28 protein-coding genes and 1 riboswitch are annotated in these 26203 nt (G+C 39.2%); of the genes, 11 read left to right on the forward strand and 17 right to left on the reverse strand.

Features of this window, described 5'->3' with window-relative positions:
• Positions 1–56: 56 nt before the first annotated feature.
• Positions 57–983: a GTP cyclohydrolase FolE2 gene (gene folE2, locus AC27E9_RS01890; protein WP_487126732.1), complete on the reverse strand. Its 927-nt coding sequence runs from the start codon at positions 981–983 to the stop codon at positions 57–59.
• A 321-nt stretch (positions 984–1304) separates the two neighbouring features.
• Here folE2 and AC27E9_RS01895 point away from each other — a divergent pair, with 321 nt between their 5' ends.
• Positions 1305–1685, forward strand: coding sequence for an Hpt domain-containing protein (locus AC27E9_RS01895; protein WP_487126734.1), 381 nt, complete (start codon positions 1305–1307; stop codon positions 1683–1685).
• Between the two features lie 72 nt (positions 1686–1757).
• On the opposite strand, the gene arcA is transcribed toward AC27E9_RS01895, so the two are convergent.
• From arcA to AC27E9_RS01910, 3 genes are all read right to left on the reverse strand, one after another.
• Entirely contained in the window at positions 1758–2462 is a 705-nt protein-coding gene (gene arcA, locus AC27E9_RS01900) for a two-component system response regulator ArcA (RefSeq protein WP_487126736.1), read from the reverse strand.
• 203 nt (positions 2463–2665) lie between these two features.
• Complete coding sequence (locus AC27E9_RS01905) at positions 2666–4279, reverse strand: sensor histidine kinase (RefSeq protein WP_487126738.1); 1614 nt, start codon at positions 4277–4279, stop codon at positions 2666–2668.
• An 83-nt stretch (positions 4280–4362) separates the two neighbouring features.
• Positions 4363–5412, reverse strand: coding sequence for a methyltransferase (locus AC27E9_RS01910; RefSeq protein WP_487126740.1), 1050 nt, complete (start codon positions 5410–5412; stop codon positions 4363–4365).
• Positions 5413–5595: 183 nt separating this feature from the next.
• On the opposite strand from AC27E9_RS01910, the gene AC27E9_RS01915 reads away from it, so the two are divergent.
• The 5 genes from AC27E9_RS01915 to AC27E9_RS01935 all read left to right on the forward strand — a co-directional run bounded on the left by AC27E9_RS01915 (position 5596) and on the right by AC27E9_RS01935 (position 11473).
• On the forward strand, positions 5596–6870 hold the full coding sequence (locus AC27E9_RS01915; protein WP_487126742.1) for a DsbA family protein: 1275 nt from the start codon (positions 5596–5598) through the stop codon (positions 6868–6870).
• A 118-nt stretch (positions 6871–6988) separates the two neighbouring features.
• A riboswitch (Lysine riboswitch) is annotated at positions 6989–7185 on the forward strand.
• Between the two features lie 79 nt (positions 7186–7264).
• On the forward strand, positions 7265–8230 hold the full coding sequence (gene dapA / locus AC27E9_RS01920) for a 4-hydroxy-tetrahydrodipicolinate synthase (RefSeq protein ID WP_487128259.1): 966 nt from the start codon (positions 7265–7267) through the stop codon (positions 8228–8230).
• Positions 8227–8976, forward strand: a complete 750-nt coding sequence (locus tag AC27E9_RS01925; RefSeq protein WP_487126744.1) for a 2,3,4,5-tetrahydropyridine-2,6-dicarboxylate N-succinyltransferase — start codon at positions 8227–8229, stop codon at positions 8974–8976. Before dapA ends, AC27E9_RS01925 begins: the two co-directional genes overlap by 4 nt.
• A gap of 9 nt (positions 8977–8985) precedes the next feature.
• Positions 8986–10296, forward strand: a complete 1311-nt coding sequence (locus tag AC27E9_RS01930; protein WP_487126746.1) for a PLP-dependent decarboxylase — start codon at positions 8986–8988, stop codon at positions 10294–10296.
• A gap of 31 nt (positions 10297–10327) precedes the next feature.
• Positions 10328–11473 (forward strand): succinylglutamate desuccinylase/aspartoacylase family protein, encoded by a 1146-nt coding sequence (locus AC27E9_RS01935; RefSeq protein ID WP_487126748.1) that lies wholly within the window; start codon positions 10328–10330, stop codon positions 11471–11473.
• 81 nt (positions 11474–11554) lie between these two features.
• Here AC27E9_RS01935 and yjgA read toward each other — a convergent pair whose 3' ends face one another.
• Positions 11555–12073 carry a ribosome biogenesis factor YjgA gene (gene yjgA, locus AC27E9_RS01940; RefSeq protein ID WP_487126750.1) on the reverse strand — a complete coding sequence of 173 codons (519 nt, stop codon included), beginning with the start codon at positions 12071–12073 and terminating at the stop codon, positions 11555–11557.
• 116 nt (positions 12074–12189) lie between these two features.
• On the opposite strand from yjgA, the gene pmbA reads away from it, so the two are divergent.
• Positions 12190–13545 (forward strand): metalloprotease PmbA, encoded by a 1356-nt coding sequence (pmbA, locus tag AC27E9_RS01945; RefSeq protein ID WP_487126751.1) that lies wholly within the window; start codon positions 12190–12192, stop codon positions 13543–13545.
• A 157-nt stretch (positions 13546–13702) separates the two neighbouring features.
• Here pmbA and mgtE read toward each other — a convergent pair whose 3' ends face one another.
• From mgtE to AC27E9_RS02005, 12 genes are all read right to left on the reverse strand, one after another.
• Positions 13703–15064, reverse strand: coding sequence for a magnesium transporter (gene mgtE / locus AC27E9_RS01950; protein WP_487126752.1), 1362 nt, complete (start codon positions 15062–15064; stop codon positions 13703–13705).
• Positions 15065–15234: 170 nt separating this feature from the next.
• Positions 15235–15507: an HPr family phosphocarrier protein gene (locus AC27E9_RS01955; RefSeq protein ID WP_487126754.1), complete on the reverse strand. Its 273-nt coding sequence runs from the start codon at positions 15505–15507 to the stop codon at positions 15235–15237.
• 11 nt (positions 15508–15518) lie between these two features.
• Entirely contained in the window at positions 15519–16373 is an 855-nt protein-coding gene (gene rapZ, locus AC27E9_RS01960) for an RNase adapter RapZ (RefSeq protein WP_487126755.1), read from the reverse strand.
• Positions 16374–16379: 6 nt separating this feature from the next.
• The gene (ptsN, locus tag AC27E9_RS01965) at positions 16380–16832 is read right to left on the reverse strand and encodes a PTS IIA-like nitrogen regulatory protein PtsN (RefSeq protein WP_487126757.1); all 453 of its coding nucleotides are present in this window, start codon (positions 16830–16832) and stop codon (positions 16380–16382) included.
• Positions 16833–16865: 33 nt separating this feature from the next.
• The gene (gene hpf / locus AC27E9_RS01970; protein WP_487078635.1) at positions 16866–17153 is read right to left on the reverse strand and encodes a ribosome hibernation promoting factor; all 288 of its coding nucleotides are present in this window, start codon (positions 17151–17153) and stop codon (positions 16866–16868) included.
• A 37-nt stretch (positions 17154–17190) separates the two neighbouring features.
• Positions 17191–18699 carry an RNA polymerase factor sigma-54 gene (locus AC27E9_RS01975; RefSeq protein WP_487126759.1) on the reverse strand — a complete coding sequence of 503 codons (1509 nt, stop codon included), beginning with the start codon at positions 18697–18699 and terminating at the stop codon, positions 17191–17193.
• A gap of 63 nt (positions 18700–18762) precedes the next feature.
• Positions 18763–19494, reverse strand: a complete 732-nt coding sequence (lptB, locus tag AC27E9_RS01980; RefSeq protein ID WP_487126761.1) for an LPS export ABC transporter ATP-binding protein — start codon at positions 19492–19494, stop codon at positions 18763–18765.
• Entirely contained in the window at positions 19495–20040 is a 546-nt protein-coding gene (lptA, locus tag AC27E9_RS01985; protein WP_487126763.1) for a lipopolysaccharide transport periplasmic protein LptA, read from the reverse strand. It lies immediately after the preceding gene.
• Positions 20006–20572, reverse strand: a complete 567-nt coding sequence (gene lptC / locus AC27E9_RS01990; protein ID WP_487126765.1) for an LPS export ABC transporter periplasmic protein LptC — start codon at positions 20570–20572, stop codon at positions 20006–20008. Before lptC ends, lptA begins: the two co-directional genes overlap by 35 nt.
• Positions 20569–21120: a 3-deoxy-manno-octulosonate-8-phosphatase KdsC gene (kdsC, locus tag AC27E9_RS01995; protein WP_487128261.1), complete on the reverse strand. Its 552-nt coding sequence runs from the start codon at positions 21118–21120 to the stop codon at positions 20569–20571. Before kdsC ends, lptC begins: the two co-directional genes overlap by 4 nt.
• Positions 21117–22082, reverse strand: coding sequence for a KpsF/GutQ family sugar-phosphate isomerase (locus AC27E9_RS02000; protein ID WP_487126767.1), 966 nt, complete (start codon positions 22080–22082; stop codon positions 21117–21119). Before AC27E9_RS02000 ends, kdsC begins: the two co-directional genes overlap by 4 nt.
• Before the next feature lie 15 nt (positions 22083–22097).
• Positions 22098–23078, reverse strand: coding sequence for a calcium/sodium antiporter (locus AC27E9_RS02005; RefSeq protein WP_487126769.1), 981 nt, complete (start codon positions 23076–23078; stop codon positions 22098–22100).
• Positions 23079–23448: 370 nt separating this feature from the next.
• Between AC27E9_RS02005 and mlaF the strand changes: the two genes are divergently transcribed.
• From mlaF to AC27E9_RS02025, 4 genes are read left to right on the forward strand one after another with little or no spacing between them, the layout of a single operon-like run.
• On the forward strand, positions 23449–24255 hold the full coding sequence (gene mlaF / locus AC27E9_RS02010; RefSeq protein WP_487126771.1) for a phospholipid ABC transporter ATP-binding protein MlaF: 807 nt from the start codon (positions 23449–23451) through the stop codon (positions 24253–24255).
• A complete protein-coding gene (mlaE, locus tag AC27E9_RS02015; protein WP_487126773.1) occupies positions 24255–25031 on the forward strand; it encodes a lipid asymmetry maintenance ABC transporter permease subunit MlaE in 777 nt (258 codons plus the stop codon). The genes mlaF and mlaE overlap by 1 nt, the downstream gene beginning before the upstream one ends.
• Before the next feature lie 46 nt (positions 25032–25077).
• Positions 25078–25548, forward strand: a complete 471-nt coding sequence (gene mlaD, locus AC27E9_RS02020; RefSeq protein WP_487126775.1) for an outer membrane lipid asymmetry maintenance protein MlaD — start codon at positions 25078–25080, stop codon at positions 25546–25548.
• Positions 25549–25550: 2 nt separating this feature from the next.
• Positions 25551–26186, forward strand: a complete 636-nt coding sequence (locus tag AC27E9_RS02025; RefSeq protein WP_487126776.1) for an ABC transporter substrate-binding protein — start codon at positions 25551–25553, stop codon at positions 26184–26186.
• The last annotated feature ends 17 nt before the right edge of the window (positions 26187–26203 follow it).

Consider the following 26203-nt stretch of genomic DNA (forward strand, 5'->3'; position numbering starts at 1 on the left):
ATATTAGCTAGCTTAAGCGATTACTTATTGTGGTAGATTCGCCATAATAGGTGGCTTTACGGTTGATATCCGTCAGCTAAGCCTTTGGTAGTAACACTGACAGCATCATGTGCATGTAATGATTCTAAATGGTTTATACGTAACCAAAAATCGTCAAATTGTGCTGTGTTATTCATGGTGTGTTGTAAACGACGTGCGGCGTCTTCACAGAACATTAAGTTTTGACCATTTAATCGAGCGAACTCTTGTTCATCTTCCCTTTTTACTGCTGCTTGAACCGGGGTTTGTAGTGAGTTTTCAATTAAGTCAACTAAATCCGTAATTGGAAATTCAGTGGTGGTGCTGTTTAACTTCACTTTTAATTCGGCAACTGAGCGTTGACTATGTGGTGTTGCGACAACGCCTTCCGTCGTGCCTAACCATTCATGTACGGTTTCCAAATCAACAGTACTGTTGTCAGAAAACTTGTCTTTAAATGCTTTTTGGATTAACTGGCGTGCTAATGCCGCAGAACATGGGCAAGTTGATGAATAACGGACATCAACACAAAGTTCAATATCAAGTTTGCCTTTGTTTAAGCGACCAGTAATGTTTACAGGGTAGGCTTTCCAGCCTTGCTTGCCGCTGATCAGTGATTTTCGACGTAAGTGGTAATCAAAGCTAAATTTCACTTTAGCATTGTCACTTAGCTCTTGATGACTACTAATAAAGCCGTCAAGTAAAGTGACTAAACTTTGATGATTAAGTACATTTGAGTTTGATAATTCATCAAGTAATAAGTATAAGCGAGACATGTGAATGCCTTTTGCTTTTGGCTCTTTAAGGTTTACAAACGCGTCAACGTAGGCTGAAACCATGCGTTCTGATTGTCCTTTTGAGGCAACCATGATGGGCATTTCGATATTGCTCATGCCGACCCAATCCAAAGTCCCCTCAGTTTGTGCTGTGGTATGATTTGCTATATCAGGCATTATTGTTGGCATTTTGACTCCGCTATTCGCTTGTGCACTATGTAAAGGGCTATCTACGGTAACTTCAGTACATAGTAAAATTTTATAATTCGCATTATTAGCTAATGTTCGATAACGCCTACTGATTTGAGTTAAGCGGCATATAATGCAGTGACCTTAAAAAGGGCGGCTATTTTGAACCATCCACCCACTAAAAGCAATGTTTGTCATTGCGATAATGATATTGATCAAGAATATGATATTTTCTTTTACACTGGCGCGTAGCTTAGAACATTTGGTAAATGTTCAGATTGTATTATGATGATAATAGAGGGAAAATAGCATTATTATCAAATGGAACAACATCAAAATCGCAAAGGGGATTTTATGGGGACAATTCAGCACTTAGATATAGCGTTACTTGACGGCTATTTAGAAGCTTTAGATATTGATGTATTGGCACAAATGTTGGATTTATATCAGCAGCAGTCTCAAGTATATTTAAGCGATATTGATAACGCTATAGTAAAAACAGACCAAAAAGATTGGCAAGAGCAATGTCATAAAATGAAAGGTTCAGCTGCGAGTGCAGGCTTATCTCAAGTTCGCGAAAAACTTATCGCTATTGAAAAATCAACTCAAGATTGGCCTATTAAAGCGGCACATCTAAAAACATTAACATTGTTAAATCAACAAGCTATTGACGCATTTAAACAATGGTTGTCGAGTCAGTAAACTTTATAACAAAAAAGCAAGTTAATAACTTAACTTGCTTTTTTTGTTTGGTCTTTTGCTTACCAAGATTTATTACGAGTCAACACTACCAATAAAGCGGTAACCTTCACCATGAATGGTGTTAATTAATTCTGGCGCGTCCTCAACCGATTCAAAGTGTTTACGTAGACGACGAATAGTTACATCAACAGTTCTATCGTTAGAACGTAAATCACGACCTGTCATTTCTTTAATTAGTTGCTGGCGGGAAACGATTTGTCCTGCATTGGCAATTAATAACCGCAATGCACGATATTCACCACGAGGTATAGAAATCTCTTTGTTGTCAGGTGAAGTCATTTTTCTCGAGTTACCGTCGAGAGTCCATTGGTTAAAGCTAATAATGGCATCATTTGATTCAGCTTTAGAATTAGACATGCGATTTAAAATATTACGCGCACGAATAGTTAACTCTCGCGGGTTAAATGGTTTAGTCAGATAGTCATCTGCACCAATTTCCAAACCTAAAATTTTATCAATATCGCTGTCGCGGCCAGTAAGGAAGATTAACGCTAAATCATTATTATTGGTTAATTCTCGTGCTAAAAGTAAGCCGTTTTTACCTGGTAAATTTATATCCATAATTACCAAATTAATGGCATTGTTTTGTAATTCGCGGTCCATGCTGTCACCATCTATTGCTTCTGACACATGATAGCCTTCAGCTTCAAATAGATTTCGTAGATTAAAGCGCGTTACGTCTTCATCTTCTACGATAAGAATGTGTGGTTTTTGCATGTTAAGTGTCCAGTAGTATGTCGTTTATTTGTCAATTAATAGTTGGCAGCTAATAATTAGGCTCTTGTAATTATAGATGATTACAAGAATTATAAATATTACTTAATGGTATAGAAGCTGGTAAAAAAACACAATCTTCACTCGCCATTGTTAAGTTATTGTAAAGTAATTAGCGCAATAATTGTTCCGCTCAGATCAAAGATTTAGTTAATGGGAAAATTTATTTCTATGCTTACCCCTTCACCTAAAACACTGTTTAATATTATGGTACCACCTAATGCTTGAGTGACTAAGTTATAGACTAAATGCAGACCAAGGCCACTACCGCCTTCCCCACGCTTGGTAGTGGTAAAAGGTTCAAATACTTTATTTTTTATTGTTTCATCAACACCAATTCCATTGTCTTGAAAAAGAATATTGAGTTGGTTACTGAGTGGCATTACTGTGATAGAAATCTTGCCATCGTCTTTGCCCTCAAAGCCGTGAATAACTGAATTCATAATTAAATTAATTAAAATTTGGTTAATGGGTCCAGGTTTACTGGCTATAGACAATTCCGTAGGACAGTCAATATCAATTTTATATGGAAGATTTTGCAGTTGTGGCCTTAAGGTGAGCAACACTTCAGAAAACAACTCTTTAACATTAAATTGGCGAACTTCCTCACTGGATTGGTCAACGGCAACTTTTTTAAAACTTGAAATTAAATTTGCCGCCCGATTTAGGTTACGATAAATAATGGCGATATTCTCACCACCTTCATGCAAAAACTTTTTCAATTGACTTGATTTTAAAGTTTTGTCTTCAAAAGCCGCGGTGATCTCGTCAATTCTATCAGCTAATAATGTTGATGCCGTTACGCCTAAACCTATCGGGGTATTAACTTCATGGGCAACGCCGGCAACCATATCGCCTAGTGATGCCATTTTTTCACTTTCCACTAGCTGGTCCTGAAACTGGTGCAGCTTTTCTAGCGTAGACAGTAATTCTTGATTAGACTCTTTTAGCGCTGCGGTACGTTTGTTGATTTTGTCTTCGAGCTCATGTGAGTGCTCAATACTTTGCTGCTCAGCTGCATCTAATTGTGCAATATGTTTTTCCATGCGAGAGAACAAAATATTGATATTACGTGCCAAAATATCTGCTTCTCGATAAGGCATTGCCAGGCACTTTTGTTGAAAATTCTTTTGTCGAGCGGCAACTTGTACTGTGTTAACTAAAGTCGCAAAGGGAGCTGAAATATAACGCTCTAACTGCAATACGATAAAAATTGCGATGAGTAAAACAATAAAAATAATCAGTACGCTAGTGGTTAATAATTTATCAGTAATTAGCGTGATGTGTTCTTTACTATTTTGAATGTAAACAAAGCCAATTACCTGTTCATCTATAGTGATGGGGTGCATATATTCAAGGTAGTTTTCTTTAAATCTCGGTTCTAGCAGGTTATTAATTTCATTTGATTTTTCAGAAATAGCAGCACGACGTTCACTACGTTTATAGCTGTAAAATAACTCTAATTGGTTGTTCTGGGTATTACGCTGGTATATATGCAAGTAGTTTAAGTTTGGTATTTGGTGGGCAATTGTTAAGCTGTCTTTTAATGCTTGTCTATCTGTGTCGAGTAGAAAATTTTTGCTTTCATCAGCTACTTCATTTGCCCAATATTTAATGTGTGTAGCGGCTAAGTTATTATAACTTGAGCTATATTGCTGAGAAATAATAGCGAGGTTGATAATACTAATGAGAATAACAAAGCCAATAATTGATAGCAGAAATATTCTGCGAATTGACCAAATGCGCTTTGTTGTCGGCATAAAAATTCAGCTCAAGTTATGTTATCGATAATATGATTGTAGAAAACCTTAGCACATTCAACAATGGCTTTATGCCACTCGTGCTAATTTTTAGCTTTGATAAGGCACTGATATATAGCAAAACCTTTTTTTACCACTAAAGTTTTGGTTGCGCCTATAGTTTTTTCCATAATTGGCGGGTACTTTAAAAAACTATTGGCGACGATAGTGATAGCGCCGTTAGCCGTTAGGTGCTGTTTAATATTACTTAAGAATTGCTCTGTTGCGGCATAATGGGTTTTTACTCCTTGATGAAAAGGCGGATTAGAAATAACAACGTCATATTTTTCAGTAACATTTGATAAGCTATTTGACGCGAGAAACGTACCGTTAAGTTGATTGATGGTTAATGTTGTTTCAGCTGACTGTAATGCTAAGGCGCTAACGTCAACTAAGCTAAGATTAGTGTCCGGATGCAAAGTGCCGATATAAGCGGCAATAACACCAGCACCGCAACCAAAATCTAATACTTTTCCTGAAATTTTTTCCGGTAAGTTTTCTAGTAATACCTCGGTACCGACATCAAGTTTATTTTGGCTGAATACGCCGGGTAATGCGGCAATTTTAAGAGCTTGTTGGCCTATAGATATATGGTAATAGTGGTAAAAGTCTTCGAGTTTAAATGCAGGAATATCTGTTTTGAAACGGCCAATATACAACAAGCAATGTCTCGCTGCGTCAACTTTATTACAAAAAAGTAAATATTTTTTCGCCAATTTATCGGCTGATTTTACACCTCCCTTGTTTTCGCCGACGATAATTATTGTGGCATCATCGCTAACAACACCTGCCAACATAGCTAAAGTAAAGCCATATTCAGCCTTGCTTTTTGGAAATTTCATGATCACTAAATCGTGTCTTAAATCTGTTTGGTATTGGGCACAAAAGTGGCTTTTAACACGTTCATCTGTGATGGCATTGCTTAGCTGATAGTCAGCAAAGTTAGTATGATAACAAGTAACTTTTGCTTTGCTATGCTGTTGCAGGTACTGGCCAATAAAGCTGTCATCAGTTAGGTTTACAAATAACGGTGAGGTTGCGGAAAGTTCGTTAAGGTTACGCTCTAATAATTGACTTATATTGCTTGTTGCCATGAAGTTACCTGTAATACTGCTAAATTTATATCTCGTTGCGTTTTATTTGTACTGAATATGTAACAAAAGTGCGCAGAAATTATGCTGACTATGTCATAATGTTGGCTATTCTACGCGAATTTAAATATCTCGCCATTAATAGTCCCAAAGGAGTTGGCTATTTTTAACAAAATGATATTCCGCTTGAAGATAAAGTGGCTACACAGTCAAATTCGGCAGAAGTTAATCGCTTTTCGTTACTTTTCATTTGTGCGCTTTTTTCGACAACAGCCTAAGGCTGAAGTTTATTTAGCTTTAAATGATCCACACAGCTTTATGTTGGTGCAAATGTTAGTGCGTTTGCAGGCTCGTTATGATATTAAATTTACCGTTTTCTTTATTTGGGGAGCTTTGCCAGGCGTGACAATCTCGCCAGCTCTTCATCGTCGTTGGGCAATTGCTGACGCCAATTTAATTGCCCAGCAGTACCAACTGATAAACATTACTAAGTCGCCATCTTTACTACAACTTTCCACTGGTCAACAAGAATGGCAACTATATGGTAATAGTATCGAGAATGCAGAGCGGGTTTTTTTAAAAACTTGGTGCAATGAATTTAAAACCTATTTTCAAACCTCGACACCAACGATTACTCACCAGGTTAAGAATCAGGCTCGACTCGAGGATAAAGGCCACTACAGTGCCGCAACAATTTACTTTGCTGGTGACTGGTTTGCTGGTGTTGATCGTCTGTATCATTTTGAGCAGGCTTTAAGTGAATTTGGCCTACTATCTGATATAAGCAACGAAATCACTGCCGATAATCTTATTTACCAGTCACAAATTAGTGTCAAAACCAACAATATCAAAGCGGTATCTACAGTTAATATTGCTTCAAGTAAATTAGAAATTTTTCTTTCGCTACGTAGCCCTTATTCGTATCTTGGCTTTGTACAAGCTCTTGCATTAGCTCAACGCTATCAACTTGAATTGGTTATTAAACCTGTTTTACCTTTGCTAATGCGAGGAGCGTCAATTCCTATTGCTAAGCAAAAATATATCTATTTAGATGCGTTGCGAGAAGCTAAGAAACTAGGTATTGAATTCAATGGCTTTGTTGATCCTTTAGGTGCAGGTGTTATTAACTGTTACCGTATGTTTGCTTGGGCTGAAGAACAGGGTAAGGGCGCTGAATATATGTTGGCGTGCTTTCGTGCTGTGTATGTAGAAAATATTGATTTGTCAGTTGCTGATAACATTGAGCGCATACTTAATGATTTAACTTTAGACTTTCAGCAAGCTCAAGCTTACCAAGCTGAGCATGACTGGCAGCAATGGGCAGATAGCAATCAACGGGAGTTAACCGCGCTAGAGTTTTGGGGGGTACCTTGCTTCAAAATGAATAACAGTAGTTACTGGGGACAAGACCGACTGAAATATTTAGAAAAAGAAATAAAATTAAATTTATCAATAAATTAAGTGTTAATTTTACTATATCCATATAGACGTCTATTGACGCAGCTTATATTTAAATGGTTTAATAATTTAGTCCCTTATTCCAGTTGCTTTAGTTAATGATTGACTAGAGCAACGATGAAGGGCCAGAAGAGGAGCGTTTACCAGGTAGTTATTGTGAAGAGATCAAACTCTAGAGAGCAATAATGAGGGGGGAAAATGCCGAGGTAATTGTATTTTTGATAATGCAATTATCGGTTGTAGTCACTAAGCATAATATGCGAGTGCTAGGTTGAATCCTTGCAACTGTCACCTATTGGGTGGAGAGCTTCTGGCCTTTGCAAAAGCCAGATTCAGCTCTTGAATTTGGCTTTTGCAATCGCCTATGAGTTCTCCGAACGAAACGAGTTCGAGAGAAATGAATCAAATAATACAAACTAATCAACCTCCTAACTACCAACAACCTGTTGTGTGGACTGCTTTGGTTACGCCATTGCTAAGTTGTGGTGCCATTGACTTTGTCAGCCTAACGCGTCTTGCTAACCGACAAAGTGATGCGCAAAATGGCATTTTACTGCTTGGTAGTACAGGTGAAGGTATCGCCCTCACTAGCGAAGAGCAGCTTGCTATTGTTAAACATGTAACGGCTTTAACACTAAATGTACCAATTATGGTTGCGGTTGGCGGTTGTAACTTAGCCGCACAACTTTCCTGGATAGAGCAATGTAACTCATTGGCGGTTGACGCCTATCTCTTAGGTAGTCCTGTTTATGCTAAGCCAGGCCCTGTAGGGCAAACTGCTTGGTTCCAAGCTTTGCTCGATGCAGCCAATTTGCCTTGTATGTTATACAACGTGCCGTCAAGAAGTGGTGTTGAAATTGCCATGTCTGCTTTGCAAACACTGCAATATCATCAAAACTGTTGGGCACTTAAAGAAGCCAGTGGCGATTTACAAACCCTATTAAGCTATCGCCAACACTGTCCAGAGCTTGAATTGTATAGCGGCGAAGATGCCATGATGCCATATCTTGCTAATGCTGGTGTGAAAGGGTTAGTGTCCGTTTGTGCTAATGTCTGGCCAGAAGCAACGCAACGCTATACGGCTTCAGCACTAGCGCAAACATGCACTGATGTTTTTCCTTTGTGGCACAATGCTATTGCCGCGTTATTTCAAGTGACAAGCCCAATTCCTGTAAAAGCTTTAATGGCCGAAGTCGGCATGATTGATTCAGCGACATTGCGTTTACCGTTATGTGCTGATGAACTGCCAGCTAATCATGGTTTGCAAAGCTTTCACCAGCAAATTCAACAATGGCTATTAACAGCAGATTGTTCATCAACCTCACTACCATCAACAACTATTTTAAGAGAAGTAAACCAATGACCTGGCAACAAACTTTAACAGCATTAGAATCCGGAAATGTACGCGCAGCAGAGCAAAATAATTGTGGTCATTGGCAGGCAAATACTGAAGTAAAACAAGCAATACTATCGGCATTTAAAGCCGGTGATAATACTGAGTTTGACGGTATTTATCGTGGTTTTGTTGATAAGCATAATTTACCAGCGCGTGAGTTTTCTGTAAGCGACAATGTACGTATGGTACCTGGAGGATCTTCTGTTCGCCGTGGTGCCTATGTTGCGCCTGGTGTGATAATTATGCCACCTGCCTATATCAATGTGGGCGCCTTTGTTGACAGCGGTACTATGATTGATAGCCATGCGTTAATCGGCTCTTGTGCGCAAATTGGCAAAAATGTTCATGTCTCAGCGGCCGTGCAAATTGGTGGTGTGCTCGAGCCTATTGGTGCTAGCCCGGTGATTATTGAAGATAATGCCTTTCTCAGTGCTGGCGTAATTATCGTTGAGGGTATTGTGGTGAAAAAAGGTGCTGTGCTAGCGCCAGGCGTTTCGCTATCAGCGTCAGTACCAGTATACGATTGTGTGAATAATGAGATGTTAGAAAAAGGTGCTGATATTCCAGAAAATGCCGTTGTTGTTCCAGGTACTCGCCCTATTTCAGGTGGTTGGGCAGAAAAGCAGGGGCTTAATATGGCTTGTGCCTTGATTGTGAAATACCGTGATGAAAAAAGTGATGCGGCTTTAGAACTTGAATCAGTATTACGTTAAAGGTTTCTCATGACAGCACTCTCTAATACCAAGGCTAATATCAGCTCAAAAAACACGTCTGATGTCACAATTAACATTAACGATCGACCTAGTTGGTTGAGTGATAATGTAGTTAGTACTTTGCAAAAGCAGCATGAAACTATACTGGCCAGTAATGAAGAAATTGATGACGAAGCTGGATTTTTTCTCTATGACTTAGATGCGCTTACCGATCATTTATCGACGCTAATGCAGCAAGATGTGATTAAGTTATGGTTTGCTGTAAAAGCGAACCCTTTGTCACGAGTTATTACAACACTCGCAGAACAAGGGTTTAATTTTGATGTTGCTAGCCAAGGTGAGTTAAGCCAAGTTCGAAAGCAAAATATTGCTGCAGAGCGAATTTTAAATACTGGCCCAGCAAAATCTAAAGCGCAGATGGCAGCATTCCTGCAACAAGGTGTTAGAACTTTTGTCGTTGAAAGCCTATTACAATTGCAGTGGCTTAATGAGTCGGCAGAATTCTTAGATTGCCAACCGCAAGTTTTGCTTCGCGTGCAACTGCAATGGCCTGAAGGGGAGAAAAATCCTTTAGGTGGTAATGAAGTAACACCTTTTGGCTTGTCATGTGAACAGTGGCAAACCATTACCGTAGATGATTATCCTGCCCTGAATATCAATGGTTTACATATTTTTCAGTGGGGTAATATGCTCAGTAATGAAAAAATGTTTCAGTTATGGTCACAAATGGTTGATCCGCTTGTACAGTTGGCCCAAAAACTTGGCATGTCTTTAGAGGTGTTAGATTTAGGTGGTGGTTTAGGAGTTGATTACTTACAAACAGGCAACAGTTTAAGTTGGCAACAAATTGTTCAAGACTTAGCTGTGATTAAATCAAAAGCCGGTGTTAAGGAACTGTGGTTAGAGTTAGGACGCTATGCCGTGGCTGAGGCAGGTTATTATGTAACTTCGGTTGTTGATAAAAAACAAAATTTTACTCAGCAACAATTAGTACTTGCTGGTGGCATTAACCATTTATTACGACCAGCGATTACAGAGCAAGCATTTCCAGCAAATTTACTTCGAAACTCTAGTGCATCGTTAATTGAATTTGATCTACATGGTCCACTCTGTACTAGCTTAGATAAATTAGGCCGATTACCGCTACCGGGAGATGTTAATGTTGGCGATCAAATCATTTTTGGTTTGTCTGGGGCATACGGTTTTACGGAAAGTATGCCATTTTTTCTTTGTCATCAAATTGCTGCCGAATATGTTTTGCAACATGGCGTTATTGAACAAGTACGTGTGGCTGAGCCAGCGTCGTGGTATTTACGCTAATGCGTAAAGCTTAGTTAGGGTAAAGTTACTTATGAATATTATTAGTAAAGAAGTGATGCATGTGGGTGAAATGGCCAGCGGCGCAGCGCTTACCGTACCGGTTTATCGTGTCCAGGGTTCAGAGAGTGGGCCAAGTGCTTATATTCAAGCGAATATGCATGGCGCTGAGGTGCAAGGTAATGCCGTTATTTTTCAATTGTTAGAGCAACTTAAACACATTGAACTAAATGGCTCTATTACGTTAGTGCCTTATGCGAACCCTGTTGGCTGTAATCATAAAAATGGTGAATATACTTTAGGCCGATTCGATCCTATAACTGGGGTCAATTGGAATCGCATGTATCATTTCGATGAAAGTATTATTGCACCATTTGCTCAAGAGTATTTAGCAGCGAGTAGCGTAGATATTGAAGTGGCATTTAAAGCGTTAATGCTTGAGCAAATTGAACAAAAGTTAAATCATAATATTTATGGCTTAACAACAGGACAGCGTATTGCTTATCAACTGCAGCGTTTAGCGCATCAAGCTGATATTGTTTTAGATCTACATACAGGCCCTATTTCGAGTAAACATTTATATTGCCCTGAATATGCCAAAGACAGCGCGCGCTTTTTTGATATTCCCCATACTATTTTAATTCCTAATAGTTTCGATGGTGCTTTAGATGAAGCAACATTTTGTCCTTGGTGGCAATTGCAAGCAGCATTCGCAATGCTCGGGCGTGATTTTCCCATTCGTGCTGGAGATGATGGTGCGAAAAGCAGTATTGTTAAAGAGAGTTTTACCGTCGAATTAGGATCGCAAGAGCAAATAGATTTAGACGTTGCCCATCAAGATGCGTTAGGTATTTTAAGTTATCTGCAATATCAAAATGTCATTCAATCAGATATCTTTTACCCGAAAACAATGACACGTTATGCTTGCATGCTTACTGATTATAAAGCGCTATATTCACCTATGGGTGGCATGGTTGATTATTTAGCTGAGTTTGGTGAGCCTTTAGTAGCTGGTGAGCCATTAGCCCGTATTCTTAGAATGGATAATTATGGCGATGGTGATCCATTGCATTATATTAGTTTAGATCACCCTGTGATCCCCATCTTGCACTTTGCTTCAGCAAGTGTGAATCAAGGTACTGAACTATATAAGGTTTTTAGTAAGTATAGTGTGCTATAAATAGGTAGGAATTTCAGGTTTTACTAGCAACGCTTTGTTATCAGGAGGCTGTTAACAAAGCGTTTTTGGTGATTTATTACTTTAAAAAATTACATGTTCTTTTAAGTAAGCAAATAAATCTCGGTAATGTTTACCTGTTTTTTCTGCGCTATGTTCTTTTTTCGCTTGGCGCACAAGCTGTCTGAGCTTTTGACGCTCCATAGTGGTGAACTTTGCTAATAACGCCTCGATAGATTCGCTACCCTGTTCAATAAGTTCATCACGCATTTGCTCAAGCTTTTCAAATTTTGACGACTCTTGTTGATGCTTGTTAGCCATGACATCCATCGCTTGTTTAATCGGCTCAAGATCAGTCTCTGACAATATTTTCGCGATATGGCGAATATGACGGCGTAATGCCTCGTGCTTATTGGTAATTTTGTCGGCAAGCACCATAGCATCTTTTAATTCATCTGTTAGAGGCAATCGACTACGTTGGTGCTTAGACATTTTCACTAAAACAAGACCAAAATCTTGTAGTCGATGCATTTCACGTTTTATTTCTGATTTACTCAGTAATTCTTCTTCTAATTCGTCGATATCGTTGGCAGACTGGGGCATAATGTTGGGTAATCAAGTAATAATTCCCTATAGTATACAACAAAGCCGTTACAGCAAAAACATTCCTGTTGCTGGTATCGAAAAAAATAGCATTAAATGTGAGAAGTAATTTACCCATGAGCGATTCTGATAGTATCCAAACGCAAATAGAGCATGTTAAACAACGTGTGAATGACGCAATGACGATGGCCAAAACATTAGGTGCTGATGGCGCTGAAGTCGCGATGAGCCGTCAGCAAGGCTTAAGTGTGAGTACACGTTTGGGCGAAGTTGAAAATGTTGAGTTTACGAGTGATGGTGCTCTTGGTATTACTGTTTATAAAGAAGGGCGTAAAGGCAGCGCTTCAACGGCAGATTTGTCTGAGCAAGCATTAAAGCAAGCAATAGAAGCTGCGGTAAACATAGCCAAATATACCTCTGTTGATGATTGTTCTGGCTTAGCTGATAAAGAATTATTAGCGATGGAGCCAGAGGATTTAGATTTATATCACCCAAAAGCGCTTTCAACCGAGCAAGCAATTACTTTAGCAAAAGAATGTGAAGATACTGCCTTAGCTTATGATCCGCGTATTAATAATTCTGATGGTGCAACGTTAGCAAGCTTTGAAGGTTTTAAGGTATACGGGAATAGCCATGGTCAGCTGGTTGGCTATCCAAGTACTCGCCATAGCTTAAGCTGTGTAATGATCGCCAATGAAGGTGAAGACATGCAGCGCGACTACGCTTATACAGTAAATCGTCAGTTTGATGCTATGGAGAGTGCAACAAGTATCGGGCAAAAGTCTGCTACAGAAGCATTGTCACGTTTAGGCGCTCATAAACTTGCCACAACTAAAGTGCCAGTGATGTTTCGTGCAGATATTGCTAATACACTTTTTGGTCATTATATAGCAGCTATTAGTGGCGGGAACTTATACCGTAAATCGTCATTTTTAATGGACTCAATGGGAAAGCAGGTTTTTCCAGAGTTTCTAACTGTTAACGAACGTCCGCATTTGAAAAAAGCGCTAGCAAGCAGTGCTTTTGACGCTGAGGGTATTGCAACTGTTGATCGTGAAATTATTTCAGATGGCCGACTAGCAACTTATTTGCTTACCAGTTATTCAGCCCGCAAGTTAGGTATGCAATCAACTGGCCATGCAGGTGGTATTCACAACTGGCAGCTCGCGATAAAAGAGCAAGGGCAGGGTGGAGAGTTTGATGCCATGCTTAAAACCTTGGGAACTGGTTTATTAGTCACTGAATTAATGGGACAAGGTGTTAATGTGGTTACTGGTGATTATTCTCGCGGCGCCGCTGGCTTTTGGGTCGAAAACGGTGAGATTGCCTACCCAGTCGATGAAATTACTATAGCCGGAAAACTACAAGATATGTTTGCTGGTATTGTTGCTATAGGTAATGATATTGATATGCGTGGCAGCATCCGCACCGGCTCTATCATTATCAATGAAATGCAAATTGCTGGCAATTAGTTGTCGTGGTTCTGTTATCTGATGAGTTAACGACTCATCAGATGGCTGGATTCTATGCTCCTAGCTTTAAGTGAATATCGAAAGACAATAGGTTAGATCGATAGTATTTCGGGTATCTAAATGAACCGTAAATATTATTGCGACGATTTGTAAAGTACTAGTTGCCTAGCAACAAAGTTGCTGTACCTAAAAAGGCAAAAATTCCTACCACATCAGTAACTGTTGTTAAGATAACGCTACCCGCGAGTGCTGGGTCAATATTCATTTTTTTTAACATTAATGGAATAGTGACACCGGCAATACCTGCGGCGGTCATATTCATTAACATGGCAAAAGCGATAATTGCGCCAAGCATTAAGTTTTGCTGCCAAATGGCAACAACAGTCGCGATTAAAACTGCCCAGATGATACCGTTAAAAAAGCCAACCGCGAGTTCTTTGTAGAGTAGTGTACGTGAGTTACTTTCGCCAACATGCCCTAAAGCAATACCACGAATCACCAAAGTTAGGGTTTGATTGCCAGCAACACCGCCCATACTCGGCACTAAAGAATTTAACACAGCTAGAATGGCTAATTGGCTTAAGATACCTTCAAATAAGCTCGATACCGCAACAGCCATTAATGCAGTAACTAAGTTAACACCTAGCCAAATAGAGCGCTGCTGTGTACTTTTAACAACGGGTGCAAAGGTATCAGCTTCGTCATCTAAACCTGCCATACTCATCATCGAGTGTTCAGCTTCTTCACGAATAATATCAACTACGTCATCAACGGTAATACGACCGAGTAAGCGGTCTTCGTCGTCGACAACTGGCGCTGAAAACCAATCATGACGCTCGAATAATTGTGCAACATCTTTTTCATTTAGGTCGGCGGGAATCGCTTCAATTTCATCATCAATTAAGCTTGAAACTATGGTTTCTGGCTTTGCTGTTACTATAGCGGTTAAGGAAACGGCACCAATAAAATGATCTTCACGGTCAACCACATAAAATGAATCTGTTGCCTCTGGCAATTCTCCCCGCAGCCGCAAGTAGCGTAATACCACATCAACTGTTACATCAGGTCTAATGGAAATGGTATCAGTATTCATGATACCGCCGGCGGTATCTTCTTCGTATGATAACGCGGCTTCTACTCGACTACGGTCTTGCGAGTCCATCGAGCTTAACACTTCTCGATAAACGCTGTCAGGTAAAGTACGGAAAACTTCTGCTAAATCATCAACGTCCATGCCCTCTGCAACAGCAGCAAGCTTTTCAGGACGAATGTTTTTTAGAATACCTTTACGAACTTCTTCATTAAGTTCTTCAAGTACTTCGCCGTGATGGTCGGTATCAATTAACTGCCAAAGTACGGCACGACTTTTTGTTGGTGAGGACTCTAGTAATAGCGCCAGATCGAATGCGGGCATGTCTTGCAAAAGCTTTCGGACATAGACATACATACCACTGCCTAGGGCATCATTAACTTGCTGTAAGCGTTGGTGGCTGTACTCTTGTTCAGAAACTTCCGGCATATTGCTATCCTGTGCCGTTGTAAAAACGAAAACTGAAAATTATTATTATGAAGGATATTTATTAAGCTATTATTGCAACAAAAACCAATAGATATCGACAAGCAGTTTATCTTAATTCGAGACTTTTCGCAGCTTTTTTATTGACTTAAAAACTGGTTGAGCAGCTAGGGCTATTCTTCTTCGTCGAATTTATCGCTAAATAATTGGCAAACTTCATCTAGCGCTAATTCAGCATCTTTTCCGGATGCAATGACATTAACGACTTTCCCTTGTGCGCCGGCAAGTAGCATTAAGCCCATTATGCTGCCAGCATCTGCGCTATTATTATCAAGTTCTACTGTAATTTCTGCACTAAATCGCTGGCTTAATTGTGCTAGCTTTGTTGCTGCTCGGGCATGCAGCCCAAGCTTATTGATAATTTTTACTTGGCGGTTTATCGGCATAGACAAGGGAGTTAAGAGCTAGCTAGGGCTAAATCGCGGTGACGAGATTGCACGTCATCACGCTCTTTACGCATATTATTGGCAAGTAATTCCGCGATATAAACAGATCTGTGCTTACCACCCGTACAACCTATGGCGATAGTGACGTAACTACGATTATTACGCTCAAGGTGCGGTAACCAAGTCATCATAAAGCTGTTTATTTGCCAGATAAACTTGGTCACTATTGGTTGGCTTGCTAAGAAATCTTGCACTGGTTTATCTAAACCTGTGTAGCCTTTCAATTCTTTATCCCAATAAGGGTTAGGTAGGAAGCGAGCATCGAAAACATAATCGGCATCTTGAGGAACGCCGTGCTTGAAACCAAAAGATTCGAAAACAATAACCATTGAGCCAGATTTTTTGCCTAAAATTCTTTCTCGTACCAAATCAGCCAATTGGTGTGGTGAAAGTTGGCTGGTATTAATATATAAATGCGCGCGAGTCGCAATTGGTGCAAGTAATTGCTTTTCCAGTGCAATCGCTTGATCAAGGGCGATATTTTGTTTAATTAAAGGGTGTAAACGTCGAGTTTCACTAAACCGGCGAATGAGATCGCTATCATCAGCATCTAAATAGAGTAAGTTTAATTCAACCGCGCTGGGCAGGTAATCGATAATCTCTGGAACATCATTCGGGTCGGCGGGTAAATTACGAACATCAAGGCTAACGGCAACATTCTCGTAATCATTGATCACAGTATGGGTTAATGCGGGCAACAAATTAACCGGAATGTTATCAACACAATAATAGCCTAAATCTTCTAAGACTCTAAGTGCCACACTTTTACCTGAGCCGGAACGGCCACTGACAATGATTAATTTCACTGGTAATTAACTCGCTTGTTGGATTAATTCAAAAAGTGCTTGGTTACTTTCACATTTACGAACTTGTTTACAAAACTGTTTGTCGCGAAATATCTCGGCGATGCTTTGTAATGTACATAAATGATTTTGACACTCAGCTTCGGCAACAAATAGCGCAATAAAAATATCGACAGGTCTATGATCTATGGCATCAAAGTTTATCGCTTGTTCTGTAGTAATAACTACCGCAATTGGCTTATCAGCAGTATCTAAACGTCCGTGAGGAATTGCAATTCCGTTACCAATTCCAGTAGAGCCCATTTTTTCACGCTTAACCAAGCTCTCTAACAATTGAAAAGTATCGTGATTAGGCAATTTTTCAGAGGCCAAGCTACTTAAATATTCTAATATGCGTTTTTTACTGGAGCCCGGAGCTGCACATATAGTGCAGTCCGGTGTCAAGATGTCTTGCAACTTCATAATTACTTCAAAAACCTAATGCGAAGGGGGATATTAGTGTTTACTAATTTTGCCTTTATATTTTAATATTTGGCGGTCAAGTTTATCAATCAGTGAATCGATTGAAGCGTACATATCACTATTTTCGGCTTTGGCATGTACTTCACTACCACTTAAATGCACCGTTGATTCGGCAATTTGATTAAGCTTTTCCACCGTTAACACGACATGAACATTATTGATATGATCAAAATGTCGCTCTAGTTTTTCAAATTTTCCATTAACATAATCACGTAATGAATCGGTAACATCGACATGGTGTCCGGTAAGATTAATTTGCATATGCTTCAATCCTCTTTTTCGGGTAAATAAACCAAGCCTACAATAGGCTTTTACGTTGATTCGATGGTGGTATCGAAAGTGACTCGCGATATTTAGCTATGGTACGTCTCGCCACTTTAATACCTTGTTCTGCAAGAATATCTGCCATTTTACTATCGCTCAGTGGCTTGGCCGGTACTTCTGCAGAAACTAACTTTTTAATTAACTCACGAATGGCAGTTGATGAACACTCGCCACCATTCTCAGTACTGACATGGCTAGAAAAGAAATATTTTAATTCGAAAATGCCTCGTGGCGTGTGCATATATTTTTGTGTGGTAACACGCGAAATGGTTGATTCATGCATATCAACAGCTTCAGCAATATCGTTCAATACCATAGGACGCATGGCTTCAGGGCCATGTTCAAAAAATCCTTGTTGGCGTTGAACGATACAATTTGACACTTTTAATAGGGTATCATTACGGCTTTCGAGACTTTTTATAAACCACTTAGCTTCCTGCAGGTTTGAACGAATAAATTGCGAGTCAGTAGATGATTTCATTGAACGTGACATCGCGGCATATTGCTGGTTTACCGAAAGCTTAGGTGCAGTATCAGGATTTAGTTCAACGGTCCAACGACCATTTTTCTTTTCAACTGACACATCAGGTATAACGTATTGCTCTTCACTCTTAATAACGCTATCACCAGGGCGTGGATCAAGTGTCTGAATTAAGCGAATAACTTCACGTAATTGATCTTCTTTTAGGCGTAATTTACGCATTAATTGGCGATAGTCGCGATTACCAAGTAAATCGATATATTTACCTACCGCTAATTTACTTTCCTCTAACCAAGGTGTATCGCTTGAGAACTGGTTTAATTGAATTAGTAAACACTCCGGAATAGAGCGGGCCGCGACACCTACAGGATCAAAAACATTAATACGTTTTAAAACCACTTCAATTTCGTCAAGTTCTACGTCTTCAATGCCAACACTTTCTAAAATTTCTTCAGCTGATACTGTAAGGTAACCAGCTTCATCGACAGCTTCAATAATCGCTGTTGCAATAGCCTGGTCGGTTTCGGTAAACGGTGTAAGCTCCATTTGCCAAAGTAAGTGATCTTGAATTGAGTCTTTAGTTTCGCCTTGGTAAGTATAATCTTCTGAGGCTGGGCCTACTGCGCCGCTGCTAGCACCGGCACTAAAATTATCGTCCCAAGTGGTGTCGTTATTTAATTCTTCTGGGATATCAGTTTTTGCCATACCTTCAGCAGAACTGATTTCATCGATAGTAGGAGTAGAGTCTTCACTGCCATCTGGCGTCGCTACTTCAGTGCTTTCGCCGACACTTGCGGAAAATGCTTCTTCTAAATTATCAGGGGTATTTTCGGTAGTATTAGTTTGGTTTTCATCCATTTCAAGCAGTGGATTACTTTCAAGCGCTTCCTGAATCTCTTGCTGTAGGTCTAATGTCGACAATTGCAACAATTTAATTGCTTGTTGCAATTGCGGGGTCATGGTTAGCTGTTGCCCGATACGGAGCTGCAGAGTAGGACGCATTTAGATTTTCTTTTCCCTGTTACTATTTAACACAATGTTATTTTATTGCTAAAGCTGATTTCACTATAGCGTGAATTGTTCACCTAGGTATACATCTCTTACGTGTTGATTTGCAAGAATTTGATCCGCATCACCTTCTGCAATAAGTTCACCATGGCTAACAATATACGCATGTTCACAAACGTCTAATGTTTCGCGCACGTTATGATCAGTAATTAGAATACCAATACCACGTTCCTTTAAGTGTAGGATAATTTTTTTTATATCACCTACTGAAATTGGATCAACACCTGCAAAAGGTTCATCCAACAAGATAAATTTTGGATCAGCAGCTAATGCTCGCGCAATTTCTACTCGACGACGTTCACCACCTGACAGGCTCATACCTAAATTGTCTTTAATATGACCGATATTGAACTCTTCTAATAAGTGTTCAAGTTTTTCTTCTTTTTCAACATCAGTTAATGATTTTCGCGTTTGTAAAATGGCCATTATGTTGTCGTAGACAGATAATTTCCGAAATATTGATGCTTCTTGTGGTAAGTAGCCAATACCCTTACGAGCACGTTCATGCATTGGCAGCAAAGTTAAATCTTCTTCGTTAAGTACAATAGCTCCGCTATCATTATTGACTAAACCAACAATCATATAGAACGAGGTGGTTTTTCCTGCACCATTAGGACCAAGTAAACCAACAATTTGCCCAGCAGAAACTTTTAAACTGACATTTTTAACAACTTTTCGGCCTTTGTAAGATTTTGCTAAACCGGTTGCTGATAAGGTAGATATTGGCATTTAATTTTGCTGTTCCTTTGATTTTTTCGGTAGTTCAGGCTTACTTTTAGGCTGCAAAACTGTTTCAACAACCGTATTTTCTAAGCTTTCTGCATTAACGTATTCAGTTTCAAAGTTATAGGTGATTTTATTGCCACTTACTTCACTGCCTTCTTGTGTTAGTAAAGCGTTGCCAGAAATAATGACGATACTCTTTGCAGGTTCGTATCTAATCTCATTGGCTTGTAAATTAATTGGGCTGCCATCTTCAAGGGTTTGTTCAAAGGTAGCAGGTGAACCTTTGGCAATATAAATTTTATCTTCGCTGTCAGCTTGAGCAATAACTTGCACTAACTCGGCGTTAATAGTGAGTGTGCCTTGCGAAATAATAACATTGTCGATATAACTGAAAATTTTATTTTTTAGATCGGCAGCTTGCCGTGATGAAGAAATTTTGATTTCTTGGTCAACATCAAATTTTTCAGCATTTACTGCCGGTATTAATAATATTGCTGCAGTAATACAGGCTAAGCTAGCTTTTAGTTTTTTTGTAAATGGTTTGTACATGTTCTGTCAATGTCATCTGTGTTGAGTTTAAGTCTACAATTAATCCTGAGCCATACATAGTAAATCCTTTACCTAATATCAGAATAGTTTGTTCTGAGCTGATAATATTGCTTTTTAAATCCATTTCTAAGTTTTTTCCGTGCACTTCTTGGATCAAACTTTCCTTATCGGTGGCTATTAAGCGCACACGATTCTCTAACCGAACTCGGTTATTGTTGTATAATGTGCCCTCGTTAGCCGTAACTTGCCAAGTTGGCTTGTTATTTTTTGGATACAAAGTATAACGAGGGTATTCAAAGTGTGTGACCTCTAATTGCGCATAATGTTCCATACGTTGTGCTTCAACAACGTATGATAAGTCACCTGCTTCTTGATAAATATCGCTATTAAGGTTCTCAGCAATAAACTCTGGTTCATTACTGTTTTCAAGAATATCAGTGTCAACTTCTTTCGCGGCATACCATTCCATTAGGCCATATGTTCCTATAGCAAAAATAAAAAATGCTATGGTTGCACTGTATATTCTATTCATATGCTGGCGCCTGTGGCATTTGCTAAGGTGTTTTGACTTTGCATAATCAAATCACAAACTTCGCGTACAGCGCCAAAACCACCACGCGTGTAGGTAATATAATCACAGGTATTGATAATTGCTGGGTGGGCGTCACTAACGGCAATACTTAAGCCGACATAATTTAAACACTCAAAATCTGGCATATCATCGCCAATATAGGCGATTTCTTCAGCTGTAAGGTTTAATGATTCTGCCATTGCTTTTAATGCAGGTAGCTTATCTTCTTGCCCTTGCACTATATGTTTTACGTTTAAGGCGCTCATCCGGGTTTGAACAATATTCGATTGTCGACCGGTAATAACGCCAACGTCAACACCGCTGGCTCCTAACGCTTTAATGCCATAACCATCTTTAGTATGAAAGGCTTTTAACTCTTCACCTGCATTGCCTAAGTAAATACGTCCGTCAGAAAAAACACCATCAATATCGCAGATAAAGAGCTTAATGTTTTTTGTTTTTTGCCAAATGTTATCGGCTACCGCCCCGTATAAACTATTCAAGGTTATATCACTCCTGATTTGAGTAAGTCGTGCATATTCATGGCACCAATTGGCTGATTGTTATGATCGACTATGATTAAGCCATTAATCTTTTTATCTTCCATTATTTTTAATGCTTCAGCCGCTAACATTGTTTGTTCGGCTACATAGGGTTGTTCGGTCATTACGCTAGTTATTGCGTCTTGATGAATATCAATTTTAGCGTCTAAAATTCTGCGTAAATCGCCGTCAGTAAATAAACCTATTAAAGTACTGCTCTTATCAACAACAGCTGTCATACCTAGCCCTTTTAGCGACATTTCAACTAAAGCATCTTTAATTTTTGCATCAGCGTTAACAACAGGTATGCGGTCATCTTTATGCATAATATCAGTTAAACGTAATAGTAGGCGCTTACCTAAACTACCACCTGGATGAGATAACGCAAAGTCGTCAGCAGTAAAGCCTCGAGCATTCAAAAGTGCAACAGCAACAGCATCGCCCATCACTAAAGTAGCAGTAGTACTCGAAGTTGGTGCTAAACCTAATGGACAAGCTTCTTGTGATACTTTGACACAAATATGGTGATCAGCAAGTTTTGCTAAGGTTGAATTGGCATTACTTGTCATAGCGATTAGTTTTGCACCAATACGTTTGATAACAGGAATAATAGCTAGCACCTCTCCGGTTTCACCAGAGTTTGAAATTGTCATCACTACATCGTCGAGGGTGATCATACCCAAATCACCGTGGCTTGCCTCACCTGGATGCACAAAAAAGGATGGTGTGCCGGTACTCGCCAAGGTTGCAGCTATTTTACCGCCAATATGCCCAGATTTACCCATGCCGATAACAATAACTCGGCCTGTACAATGAAACATGAGTTCACAAGCTTTTGCGAAATCATCATCAATAAATGTTGATAATTCTGCGATAGCATTTTGTTCTATTTCAATAACGTTTTTTGCTAGTTGCTTAAAGTTTTTCATCTTATATACCGCAAGTTAGGCTTTTAGCTGACTAAATAGTAAAACTTGATATCCAATAAATACTGCTAATAATAGTAAACCTTTTGCTCGCGTGATGCGAAACTTGCCACCACGACTAAAACATAAAATAAATAATAAAAAGGTTGTTGCCAGCATGTATGGTGCGTCACGTGATGCAGCTGCTTGGTCTATATTACCGGGGGCAATTAAGCCAGCCAGTGACAGTACCGCTAAAATATTAAAAATATTTGAGCCAATAATGTTACCTAAAGCCAGGTCATCTTCTTTTTTAATTATACTCATCACGCTGGCAGCAAGCTCTGGCAAACTAGTTCCAACCGCAATAACCGTTAAACCAATCACTAAGTCACTAATACCAAAGGCTTTAGCAATAAAAATTGATGAGTCTACTAAAAAGTTTGCACTTAGTGGTAGAAGTATCATGCCAAAAATTAACCAGAAAAATGAGCGAGGTTTACTAACAGCTTCAGGCACTTCTTGCTCAGCCTCTAAGACCATTTTATCGTCAATCGGATTTTGTTTTGCGCGCTTTAGTGTAACCAATAATAAAATAGCGAGATATGAGACAAAGCCAATAATTAGTAGTAAGCCTTCAATAAAGCTGAAGTTACTGTCTGCTAGCATGTATGTTGCAATTGCTGTGATCAGTAATATCAAGGGAATTTCACGTTTGATAGTCGAAGATGAAACAGATAATGGATGAAATAAAGCGGTTAAACCTAGCACTAAAGCAATGTTAGTAATATTTGAGCCAATAGCATTTCCAACGGCGGTGTCGGGGTTACCATGTAACGAAGCGGTACCAGCTATCATCATTTCTGGGGCCGAGGAGCCCATTGCAACGATAGTTAAGCCGATAATCATCGGAGAAATTCCATAATTACGTGCTAATGATGACGCACCAAATACAAATTTGTCTGCACTCCACACTAATGTAATTAGTGAAAGTAATAAGATCAAAATTTGGATGAACATTCAAAGCTCCTGTGGCTAAGGTAAATTTACTATCTTGTGCGAATAATGAAATAAAGAGGAATTATAAACCAATGATGGAATTTGATGACACCCTACTCGTACTCATAACTGCTGATTTTGCCAACAAGCTTGTCGGGCATTGGTCATTATAAACATTTTCTAATATTTTTGGCAGATGCATTCGTGAAATTATCAATAAAAGCACTACAGCACGAAATTAACCATTAGCAAAGTCGATCTTACACTTTATTACATTTACATACTCTTTTAGTACCAATTATTTATCAATTTGTAATGACTGTATTGTTGCTCTGGGGTAGAATTCTTCGCTATAAGACAATAATAAACAATGATGTTAGCCCCCAAATATATGTCCGAAATTTTAGTTGATATAAAAGATATGACCTTTAAGCGTGATGAACGTGTCATTTATGACGGCATCAGTTTATCTATCCCTAAAGGTAAAGTAACTGCCATTATGGGTCCAAGTGGTATTGGTAAAACAACATTATTACGTCTTATTGGTGGTCAAATAAAACCAGAAGCTGGGCAAATATTATTTGACGGTCATAACATTCCTAAATTATCTCGTAATGCATTATACGATGTGCGCAAACGCATGAGTATGCTGTTTCAAAGTGGTGCGCTTTTCACTGATATGAGTGTTTATGACAATATCGCTTTTCCGATGCGAGAGCATACCGAATTATCAGAAGACTTGATTGAAAAAATGGTGCTAATGAAATTAGAAGCCGTTGGTTTGCGTGGCGCAAGAAACTTACGTCCAAGTGAACTATCAGGTGGAATGGCACGTAGAGCCGCATTGGCTCGGGCAATCGCGTTAGATCCAGAATTAATCTTATATGATGAGCCATTTGCCGGACAAGATCCTATTTCGATGGGCGTTATTGTTCGTTTGATTCGTGAGCTTGGCCAAGCATTAGGCTTAACTTCAGTTGTTGTTTCGCACGATGTACCAGAAGTGATGAGCATAGCTGATTATATTTATATCATTGCTGAACAAAAAATTATTGGTCAAGGAACGCCTGAAGAAATTCATGAACAAACATCACCATTAGTTCAGCAGTTTGTTAAAGGTGAAGCTGATGGTCCTGTGCCATTTCACTTCCCAGCAGCATCGTATCGTGATGAACTTATTGGCCGGGGTGATAAGTAATGAAACAAATTCAAGCTTTAGGCGGTACGATCATTAACCTTATTTCTGGCTTAGGTCGTGCGTTATTGATGTTAGCATCAGCACTATTTCACATGCCAAACCCACGGAAAGGTTTTCCGCTGTTGATGAACCAATTGTACTCAGTTGGTGTGTTGTCATTGGTCATTATATTAGTTTCAGGCTTATTCATTGGCATGGTATTAGCGCTGCAAGGCTATACCATATTAGTCGGTTATGGTGCGGAAGCGAGTTTAGGTCCTATGGTCGCTTTGTCATTATTACGTGAGCTTGGTCCTGTTGTTGCTGCGTTGTTATTTGCTGGCCGCGCAGGCTCAGCACTAACAGCAGAAATAGGCTTAATGAAAGCAACAGAGCAGTTATCAAGCCTTGAAATGATGGCGGTTGATCCATTACGTCGCGTTGTCGCACCAAGATTTTGGGCAGGTTTTATTAGCTTACCTTTGTTGGCGGCAATATTTTCAGCTATTGGTATTCTTGGCGCTCACTTAGTTGGTGTTGATTGGCTTGGAGTTGATAGCGGTACGTTTTGGTCGGTTATGCAAGCACAAGTGTCATTTGAGAAAGATATTCTCAACGGTATTATTAAAAGTTTAGTGTTTGCATTTGTAGTGACTTGGATTGCTGTTTATAAAGGTTACGCGTGTGAACCTACCTCGGAAGGAATTAGCCGAGCAACAACGTCAACGGTTGTACAATCGTCGTTATTGGTATTGGGATTAGATTTTGTTTTAACAGCGTTAATGTTCGCAAACTAGTGCTTGCTGTTATTTAGTTAAATATTTTTTGAATTTGGTGGAAGACATGGTGTCGAAAAAAGTAGAGTTATTGGTTGGTTTGTTTGCGGCGATAGGTATTGCTGCGTTATTAATGCTAGCACTGAAAGTAGCTGACAGTGGAATATCAGGCAATGGTGCAACTTATCAGCTGTATGCCAAGTTCGACAATATTGGTGGTTTAAAAGTACGCTCGCCAATTAAAGTTGGTGGTGTTGTTGTTGGGCGAGTAAGCGATATTTCGCTAGATCCTGATGATTATACGCCAGTAGTAACTTTAGATATTCACGCTGAGTATGATGACTTTTCTGAAGCAACGTCGGTTTCTATATTAACTGCGGGTTTATTGGGAGAGCAATATGTTGGCTTACTACCGGGCTTTATTGATGAGTCTGTAGATACTTTGCAGCCTGGTGATTTTATTGAAGACACTAAACCAGCGTTAGTACTAGAAGAACTAATCGGCCAGTTTTTATTTAGCCAAGGGAGTGATGACTAATTATGATCAATCGTCTAGTTAAAAAAGTTGTATTTTGTTTGGCAATGTTGGGCTTATCGGGCGTGGTGAACGCTGATGTCGATAAAAAAGACCCGTATAAAATGATTAAAACTGTTGCTGATATTACCTTTACTCGTTTTGCCAATGAGCAAAGTGAAATACGTAAAGAGCCAAATTTATTAAAAAATATCGTCCGTGAAGAATTGATGCCTTATGTGAATTATCAATATGCGGCATATAAAGTTATTGGTAGTAACTTTAAGAAAACTAAAAAAGCGGATCGTGCTAAATTTGTACCAGCATTTAGAGATTATCTTATTACCTCATATGCTCAGGTGTTCACCTTATACAACAACCAAAAGGTAGAGTTTGCTCCAGCGAAGAATTTTTCAAAAGAGCGAGTTGTTTCGGTAGATACTAGCGTTATTGAGCCAGGACGCGCGCCAATAAATATATCTTTTCGTGTTCGTAAGCACAAAAAAACCGGTGAGTGGAAAGCTTACGACATGGTTGCTGAAGGTATTAGTTTACTTGATAGTAAACAAGCAGAATTAAGTAGTTTAATTCGTCAGAAAGGCTTGCCACATGTTACGGCAATGCTGAAAGAAAAAAGTGCAAAAAATATTGTTTTTAAGTAATCACGCTTAAAATATTA

Source organism: Colwellia meonggei, from assembly GCF_057537295.1.

What these genes read in the sequence shown, in the direction of transcription:
- folE2 (WP_487126732.1), bottom strand. Translation starts at nt 983, where the DNA reads ATGCCAACAATAATGCCTGATATAGCAAATCATACCACAGCACAAACT.
- AC27E9_RS01895 (WP_487126734.1), top strand. Translation starts at nt 1,305, where the DNA reads ATGGAACAACATCAAAATCGCAAAGGGGATTTTATGGGGACAATTCAG.
- arcA (WP_487126736.1), bottom strand. Translation starts at nt 2,462, where the DNA reads ATGCAAAAACCACACATTCTTATCGTAGAAGATGAAGACGTAACGCGC.
- AC27E9_RS01905 (WP_487126738.1), bottom strand. Translation starts at nt 4,279, where the DNA reads ATGCCGACAACAAAGCGCATTTGGTCAATTCGCAGAATATTTCTGCTA.
- AC27E9_RS01910 (WP_487126740.1), bottom strand. Translation starts at nt 5,412, where the DNA reads ATGGCAACAAGCAATATAAGTCAATTATTAGAGCGTAACCTTAACGAA.
- dapA (WP_487128259.1), top strand. Translation starts at nt 7,265, where the DNA reads ATGAATCAAATAATACAAACTAATCAACCTCCTAACTACCAACAACCT.
- AC27E9_RS01925 (WP_487126744.1), top strand. Translation starts at nt 8,227, where the DNA reads ATGACCTGGCAACAAACTTTAACAGCATTAGAATCCGGAAATGTACGC.
- AC27E9_RS01930 (WP_487126746.1), top strand. Translation starts at nt 8,986, where the DNA reads ATGACAGCACTCTCTAATACCAAGGCTAATATCAGCTCAAAAAACACG.
- AC27E9_RS01935 (WP_487126748.1), top strand. Translation starts at nt 10,328, where the DNA reads ATGAATATTATTAGTAAAGAAGTGATGCATGTGGGTGAAATGGCCAGC.
- yjgA (WP_487126750.1), bottom strand. Translation starts at nt 12,073, where the DNA reads ATGCCCCAGTCTGCCAACGATATCGACGAATTAGAAGAAGAATTACTG.
- pmbA (WP_487126751.1), top strand. Translation starts at nt 12,190, where the DNA reads ATGAGCGATTCTGATAGTATCCAAACGCAAATAGAGCATGTTAAACAA.
- mgtE (WP_487126752.1), bottom strand. Translation starts at nt 15,064, where the DNA reads ATGCCGGAAGTTTCTGAACAAGAGTACAGCCACCAACGCTTACAGCAA.
- AC27E9_RS01955 (WP_487126754.1), bottom strand. Translation starts at nt 15,507, where the DNA reads ATGCCGATAAACCGCCAAGTAAAAATTATCAATAAGCTTGGGCTGCAT.
- ptsN (WP_487126757.1), bottom strand. Translation starts at nt 16,832, where the DNA reads ATGAAGTTGCAAGACATCTTGACACCGGACTGCACTATATGTGCAGCT.
- hpf (WP_487078635.1), bottom strand. Translation starts at nt 17,153, where the DNA reads ATGCAAATTAATCTTACCGGACACCATGTCGATGTTACCGATTCATTA.
- AC27E9_RS01975 (WP_487126759.1), bottom strand. Translation starts at nt 18,699, where the DNA reads ATGCGTCCTACTCTGCAGCTCCGTATCGGGCAACAGCTAACCATGACC.
- lptB (WP_487126761.1), bottom strand. Translation starts at nt 19,494, where the DNA reads ATGCCAATATCTACCTTATCAGCAACCGGTTTAGCAAAATCTTACAAA.
- lptA (WP_487126763.1), bottom strand. Translation starts at nt 20,040, where the DNA reads ATGTACAAACCATTTACAAAAAAACTAAAAGCTAGCTTAGCCTGTATT.
- lptC (WP_487126765.1), bottom strand. Translation starts at nt 20,572, where the DNA reads ATGAATAGAATATACAGTGCAACCATAGCATTTTTTATTTTTGCTATA.
- AC27E9_RS02000 (WP_487126767.1), bottom strand. Translation starts at nt 22,082, where the DNA reads ATGAAAAACTTTAAGCAACTAGCAAAAAACGTTATTGAAATAGAACAA.
- AC27E9_RS02005 (WP_487126769.1), bottom strand. Translation starts at nt 23,078, where the DNA reads ATGTTCATCCAAATTTTGATCTTATTACTTTCACTAATTACATTAGTG.
- mlaF (WP_487126771.1), top strand. Translation starts at nt 23,449, where the DNA reads ATGTCCGAAATTTTAGTTGATATAAAAGATATGACCTTTAAGCGTGAT.
- mlaE (WP_487126773.1), top strand. Translation starts at nt 24,255, where the DNA reads ATGAAACAAATTCAAGCTTTAGGCGGTACGATCATTAACCTTATTTCT.
- mlaD (WP_487126775.1), top strand. Translation starts at nt 25,078, where the DNA reads ATGGTGTCGAAAAAAGTAGAGTTATTGGTTGGTTTGTTTGCGGCGATA.
- AC27E9_RS02025 (WP_487126776.1), top strand. Translation starts at nt 25,551, where the DNA reads ATGATCAATCGTCTAGTTAAAAAAGTTGTATTTTGTTTGGCAATGTTG.